The sequence below is a fragment of the Streptomyces sp. NPDC002784 genome (assembly GCF_053592135.1).
Genome location: NZ_JBSFVD010000013.1, coordinates 194435 through 200434 on the forward strand (window position 1 = coordinate 194435; position 6000 = coordinate 200434).

The window sequence follows — 6000 nt, forward strand, 5'->3', positions numbered from 1 at the left end:
GACCCAGCATGGCACCTGTATTGATGGGCGTCAACATAGACATTCATCAAATTCAGGGGGTAGGGATCGTGGAACAGGTCGATGTCGCGGTGATCGGTGGTGGCCAGTCCGGGCTGGCCGCCGCGCACGCCCTTCGCGGGCAGGGACTTCAGCCGGTGGTACTGGAGGCGTCGGAGCGGGCGGCAGGTTCATGGCCGCGCTACTACGACAGCCTCACCCTCTTCTCGCCGGCCCGGTACAGCTCCCTGCCCGGGCTGCCGTTCGGCGGCGACCCGGACCGCTACCCGCACCGCGACGAGGTCGTCGCCTATCTGCTGCGCTGCGCCGACCGGCTGGACGCCGACATCCGCACCCGGACCCGGGTACGTGAAGTCCGCCTCGAAGGCGGCGCGTTCACGCTGGACCTGGAGGGCGGCGGGCAGCTGGCGGCGCGCGCCGTGATCGCGGCGACCGGCACCTTCGGCCACCCCCACCAGCCGGACCTTCCGGGGCTGGATACCTACACCGGAACCCTGCTGCATGCCGCCGACTACCGCGCGCCCGAGCCGTTCGACGGGCAGCGGGTCGTGGTGGTCGGTGCCGGGAACTCCGCGGTGCAGATCGCCGCCGAGCTCGCCGGGCGGGCTCGGGTGACGCTCGCGGCGCGGCATCCGGTGCGGTTCGCCCGGCAGCGCATCCTGGGCCGGGACCTGCACTGGTGGCTGGCCCGCACCGGGCTCGACACGCTACCCGCCGGCCGCTTCCTTTCCGCGCCGCCGACCCAGCTGGTCATCGACTACGGCCGCTACCGGGCCGCCGTCACCTCCGGACGACCGGACCGGCGCCCGGTGTTCACCGGTATCGACGGCACCAAGGTCACCTGGGCCGACGGAAGCACGGAGGAGGTGGACGCGATCGTGCTGGCCACCGGCTACCGCCCCGACCTGGGCTACCTCACCCCGCTCGGCACCCTCGATGTCACAGGGCACCCTCGCCACCGGGAGGGGATGTCGCTGACGCACGCGGGGCTGGCGTATGTCGGGCTGGAGTGGCAGCGCAGCCTGTCGTCGAACTCTTTGCGCGGGGTCGGGAGGGATGCCGCCCGAGCTGCGCAGCGCATCGCCGCCCACCTGTCCCGCACCTGAAGCCGCCCAGCCCTCGCCCCACTGGTTCGACATGTGTCAACATAGATGCATGTCGAATACGAAGGTGCTGCCGCTGCTGGGCCCCGCTGATGGTCAGGCCGCAGCACCGTGCTGCCCGCCGCTCACCGAGCGCCCGTTCACCGCGGAGGAGGCCGAGACGGCCGCGCGGATGTTCAAGGCGCTGGGCGATCCGGTGCGGCTGAGACTGTTCTCCGCAGTGGCCTCGCACGAGGGTGGCGAGGCGTGCGTGTGCGACATCTCCGACGTCGGCGTCTCGCAGCCGACCGTGTCCCACCACCTGAAGAAGCTCAAGGAGGCCGGGCTGCTCACCTCCGAGCGGCGCGGCACCTGGGTCTACTACCGGGTCGAGCCGTCCGTGCTGGCCGCGATGGGCAAGCTGCTGACCATCGCACCAGCCGCGGTCTGAACCGTGAACGCTGGCACCCCCGTACAGCTGGCGACGTGATAATCCGCTCCCGCTGACGACGCGGGGCCGTTCCGGCAGACGGCCCTGGCACGGTACGGACCGATGCCGGTGGGCCCAGAAGGGATCCTCGGGCGGTCGGGTCCTACGCGAGCAGGGCCGCGATGTCGCGGGCGGCTTCGCGGGCAGGACGCCCGACGCCGATGAGCGTGGCGGAGGCGGGGCCGGTCCAGTCGCCATATCCGAGCAGGTGCACCCGCGGCTCGTCCACGGCCCGCGTTCCCTCAGTGGCGATGTGGCCGCGAACCCCGCGCAGCCCCAACGGTGCCAGATGAGAGAGTGCCGGGCGGAAGCCCGTGCACCAGATGACCGCGTCCGCCTGGGCCCGGGTGCCGTCGGCCCAGACGGCTGCGTCGCGGTCGAGGCGTACGAACATGGGTGCCGCCTTCAGTCGTCCGGCGTCGCGGGCTTCGCGGACGGGCGGTACGGCGACGATGTCGCCCAGTGACGCGACGCCGCCGGTGTCGGTGCGGCCCTCTTCGAGGGCGCGTCGGCGGGCGGTGGCCGCGTCGAAAAGGGCGCGGCCGTCGATGTCGTCGGCGAGGAAGCGGGGCGGACGCTGGGTCACCCAGGTCAGCTCCGTCTCGTACGCCAGATCGGCGGCGATCTGGGCACCGGAGTTGCCGCCGCCGACCACGACGACGCGCTGTCCTGCGAAGTCGCGTGGGCTGCGGTACTCCACCGTGTGCAGCTGGCGCCCGCGGAAGTCCGCTCGGCCGGGGACGGCGGGCAGGAAGGGGCGCCACCAGGTCCCGGTGGCGCTCATGGCGGCCCGGGCTTGCCAGACGCCCGCGTCCGTCTCGACACGCAGGAACTCGCCGTCGCGGTGAACCCCGGTGACGCGTACGGGGCGGTGCACCGGAAGGTCGTACCGCTGCTCGTACTCGGTCAGGTAGCCGACCACATGGCCTGCGTCCGGGTACGTTTGCCCCGCCTGTAGCGGCATCGGACGACCCGGCAGGGAGGAGTAGGTGGCCGGGGAGAACAGGTGCAGGGAGTCCCAGGCGTGCTGCCAGGCGCCGCCCGGCGTGGACTGGGCGTCGAGGATGACGAAGTCCAAGCCGAGGCGGCGCAGGTGGTAGCCGGCGGCGAGCCCGGACTGGCCGCCGCCGATCACCACCACCTGCGTTGTATGGGTGATGCCCGTCATGGCGTCCGAGCTGTGTGCGCGGATGCTGGGCAGCATGCGGCGTACGCCTCATGGGCCTGCGTGCAGCGCAGGCACAGCAGACGCCGCACCGGCGGGTCGACGAAGTGGGTGCGGGAGACGGGCTTGATGCAGGTCAGGAACTGTTCGCCCAGCTGGGAGTGCTCCCCGCACACCGCGCTGCCGCACTGCTGACAGACGCCAAGTGCGGGTGTCTGCCGTTCTGCGCTGTAACAGTCCAGGCAGTGCATCAGCCCTCCTGCCGCGCCGGCGTCAGCTGCTGTGCGGCGCTGAACTTCCGCCGCCAGGCCAGGGAGACATACACGAGCGCCACCAGCACCGGCACCTCGATGAGCGGGCCGACCACGCCGGACAGGGCCTGGCCGGAGGTGACGCCGAAGGTGGCGATGGCGACCGCGATGGCCAGCTCGAAGTTGTTGCCGGCCGCGGTGAACGCGAGGGTCGCGGTGCGGTCGTAGGCCAGGCCGATGACCTTGCCGAGGGCGAACGTGCCGAACCACATCACCGCGAAGTACACCAGCAGCGGAAGCGCGATGCGGGCCACGTCCAGCGGCTGCGAGGTGATCGTCTTCCCTTGCAGGGCGAAGAGGATGACGATCGTGAAGAGGAGGCCATACAGGGCCCAGGGGCCGATCTTCGGGAGGAAGTTGGACTCGTACTTCTCGCGGCCGAGCTTCTGCTCTCCGATGCGGCGGGTGAGGAACCCGGCCAGCAGCGGGACGCCGAGGAAGATGACGACGTTCAGGGCGATCTTCCACATGGAGATGTCGAGGTGCTCGCCGTCGCCCAGGCCGAGCCAGCCCGGCAGCAGGTCGAGGTAGAGCCAACCCAGCAGGCCGAACGCCAGTACCTGGAAGACCGAGTTCAGGGCCACGAGTACGGCGGCGGCTTCGCGGTCGCCGCAGGCGAGGTCGTTCCAGATGATGACCATGGCAATGCAGCGGGCGAGGCCGACGATGATCAGGCCGGTGCGGTACTCGGGCAGGTCGGGCAGGAAGATCCAGGCCAGCGCGAACATGATGGCCGGGCCGACGATCCAGTTGATGACCAGCGACGAGACCATGAGCTTCTTGTCGCCGGTGACGGCGTCGAGCTTGTCGTAGCGGACCTTGGCCAGGACCGGGTACATCATGATCAGCAGGCCGACGGCGATCGGCAGGGAGATGCCGCCGATCTCGACCTTCGCCAGGGCGTCGTTCAGGCCGGGGATGAGCCTGCCCAGGCCGAGGCCGAGGCCCATGGCGACAAGGATCCAGACGGCGAGGAAACGGTCGAGCGTCGACAGCTTCGCGACGACCGAGGGCTCCTCGGCGGTCACGGCTGTTTCAGTGGGGGTCACGGGCAGGCCCTCTTGTTTTCGGCGGCATTGCGAGCGGACTCGGCCAGGTCGGCGAACTGGCCGGCGAGCTGGGCGATGACGTCAGGGCGCAGCTTGTAGTACGTGTACCGGCCGCACGGTTCCGTCTCGACGACCCCGGCCTCGCGCAGCACCTTCAGGTGGTTAGAGACGTTGGTCTGCTTCGCACCGGTCTCTTCGATCAGGTGCGTGGAGCAGAGCGTCTCCTTGGCGAGAAGGGTGACGATCTGGAGGCGGAGCGGGTCGGCGAGGACTCGCATCAGATCAGTGTCGACTGACGTCATCATGGACTGATACTCTCACATCAGTGGTGGCTGACACCACCGGGTGCTGAGTTCATTTGCGCCTGATGCCGTCGTGAGACAAGAGAGACCTCCTGATGTCCGACAAGCCCTCCGTGCTCTTCGTCTGTGTCCACAACGCCGGCCGTTCCCAGATGGCCGCCGCGTGGCTGACCCACCTGGCCGGGGACCGCGTCGAGGTACGCTCCGCCGGCTCCAACCCGGGCGACAACGTCAACCCGGCCGCCGTCGAGGCCATGCGCGAGGTCGGCATCGACATCTCCGCCGAGGTCCCGAAGATGCTCACCATCGACGCCGTGAAGGAGTCGGACGTCTGCATCACCATGGGCTGCGGCGACACCTGCCCGGTCTTCCCCGGCAAGCGATACCTGGACTGGACGCTGGAGGACCCGGCGGGCCAGGGCGTCGAGGCCGTCCGCCCGATCCGGGACGAGATCAAGGTGCTGGTCGAGGGCCTGATCAAGGAGATCGCGCCGGAGCCGACCGCATGAACATCAGCACGGACGTCCGCGAGGTCATCGTCATCGGTTCCGGCCCCGCCGGATACACCGCCGCCCTCTACACCGCCCGCGCCGAACTCAAGCCGCTCGTCTTCGGCGGCGCGATCTTCGTCGGCGGGGCGCTGACCACGACCACCGAGGTCGAGAACTTCCCCGGCTTCCCCGAGGGCGTCGACGGCCCGGTCCTCATGGAGAACATGCGGGCCCAGGCCGAACGCTTCGGCGCCGAGATGGTCGACGACGACATCGTCGAGGTCGACCTGACCGGGGACATCAAGACCGTCACCGACACTGCGGGCACGGTCCACCGGGCCAAGGCCGTGATCGTCGCGACCGGCTCCGGCTACCGCAAGCTCGGCCTGCCGCGCGAGGACGAACTGTCCGGCCGCGGCGTGTCCTGGTGCGCGACCTGCGACGGCTTCTTCTTCCGCGACCGCGACATCGTGGTGGTAGGCGGCGGCGACACCGCCATGGAGGAGGCCACCTTCCTCACCCGCTTCGCCCGCTCGGTCACCGTCGTCCACCGCCGCTCCACCCTGCGCGCCTCCCAGGTCATGCAGAACCGCGCCTTCGCCGACGACAAGATCTCCTTCGCCTTCGACAGCGAGATCGCCGAGATCAAGGAGAAGGACGGCAAGCTCGCCGGCGTCGTCCTGCGCGATGCCTTCACCGGCAAGACCCGCGACCTGGACGTGACCGGCCTGTTCATCGCGATCGGGCACGACCCGCGCACCGAACTCTTCAAGGACCAACTGGACCTGGACGAGAACGGCTACCTGAAGGTCCAGTCCCCCTCCACACGCACCAACATCCCCGGCGTCTTCGCCGCCGGCGACGTCGTCGACCACACCTACCGCCAGGCCATCACCGCGGCCGGTTCCGGCTGCGCGGCCGCGCTGGACGCCGAGCGGTACCTGGCCGCCCTCGCGGACACCGAGGCGACCGTCGCCGAGCCGGACAAGACCGCCGTCGCTTCCTAATGCTGTTGTCAAGCTGCCGTAGTCGCTGGGGGTGTCACTTCGTAACACCGTCGGTCACGGATCAGAGCCCACAGGACGTTGACGC

The 6000-nt window shown here is 69.7% G+C and carries 8 protein-coding genes; 4 read left to right on the plus strand and 4 right to left on the minus strand.

All coding sequences use genetic code 11. The features are described 5' to 3' along the window. Window positions 1-68 precede the first annotated feature (68 nt). Window positions 69-1124 carry a flavin-containing monooxygenase gene (locus ACWD1Z_RS22960; protein ID WP_451121312.1) on the plus strand — a complete coding sequence of 352 codons (1056 nt, stop codon included), beginning with the start codon at window positions 69-71 and terminating at the stop codon, window positions 1122-1124. 49 nt (window positions 1125-1173) lie between these two features. Then, window positions 1174-1551, plus strand: a complete 378-nt coding sequence (locus tag ACWD1Z_RS22965; RefSeq protein ID WP_451121314.1) for an ArsR/SmtB family transcription factor — start codon at window positions 1174-1176, stop codon at window positions 1549-1551. Between the two features lie 142 nt (window positions 1552-1693). On the opposite strand, the gene ACWD1Z_RS22970 is transcribed toward ACWD1Z_RS22965, so the two are convergent. Genes ACWD1Z_RS22970 through ACWD1Z_RS22985 form a run of 4 tightly spaced genes read right to left on the minus strand, consistent with a single transcriptional unit; the run spans window position 1694 to window position 4420 of the window. Next, window positions 1694-2758 carry an ArsO family NAD(P)H-dependent flavin-containing monooxygenase gene (locus ACWD1Z_RS22970; protein ID WP_451121334.1) on the minus strand — a complete coding sequence of 355 codons (1065 nt, stop codon included), beginning with the start codon at window positions 2756-2758 and terminating at the stop codon, window positions 1694-1696. Then, entirely contained in the window at window positions 2755-3006 is a 252-nt protein-coding gene (locus ACWD1Z_RS22975; protein ID WP_451121316.1) for a DUF2180 family protein, read from the minus strand. The genes ACWD1Z_RS22970 and ACWD1Z_RS22975 overlap by 4 nt, the downstream gene beginning before the upstream one ends. After that, the gene (gene arsB / locus ACWD1Z_RS22980; RefSeq protein WP_451121318.1) at window positions 3006-4115 is read right to left on the minus strand and encodes an ACR3 family arsenite efflux transporter; all 1110 of its coding nucleotides are present in this window, start codon (window positions 4113-4115) and stop codon (window positions 3006-3008) included. The genes ACWD1Z_RS22975 and arsB overlap by 1 nt, the downstream gene beginning before the upstream one ends. After that, entirely contained in the window at window positions 4112-4420 is a 309-nt protein-coding gene (locus ACWD1Z_RS22985) for an ArsR/SmtB family transcription factor (protein ID WP_451121320.1), read from the minus strand. The genes arsB and ACWD1Z_RS22985 overlap by 4 nt, the downstream gene beginning before the upstream one ends. 92 nt (window positions 4421-4512) lie before the next feature. On the opposite strand from ACWD1Z_RS22985, the gene ACWD1Z_RS22990 reads away from it, so the two are divergent. Beyond that, window positions 4513-4926 carry an arsenate reductase ArsC gene (locus ACWD1Z_RS22990; RefSeq protein WP_451121322.1) on the plus strand — a complete coding sequence of 138 codons (414 nt, stop codon included), beginning with the start codon at window positions 4513-4515 and terminating at the stop codon, window positions 4924-4926. Further along, window positions 4923-5915, plus strand: a complete 993-nt coding sequence (gene trxB, locus ACWD1Z_RS22995; RefSeq protein ID WP_451121324.1) for a thioredoxin-disulfide reductase — start codon at window positions 4923-4925, stop codon at window positions 5913-5915. Before ACWD1Z_RS22990 ends, trxB begins: the two co-directional genes overlap by 4 nt. The last annotated feature ends 85 nt before the right edge of the window (window positions 5916-6000 follow it).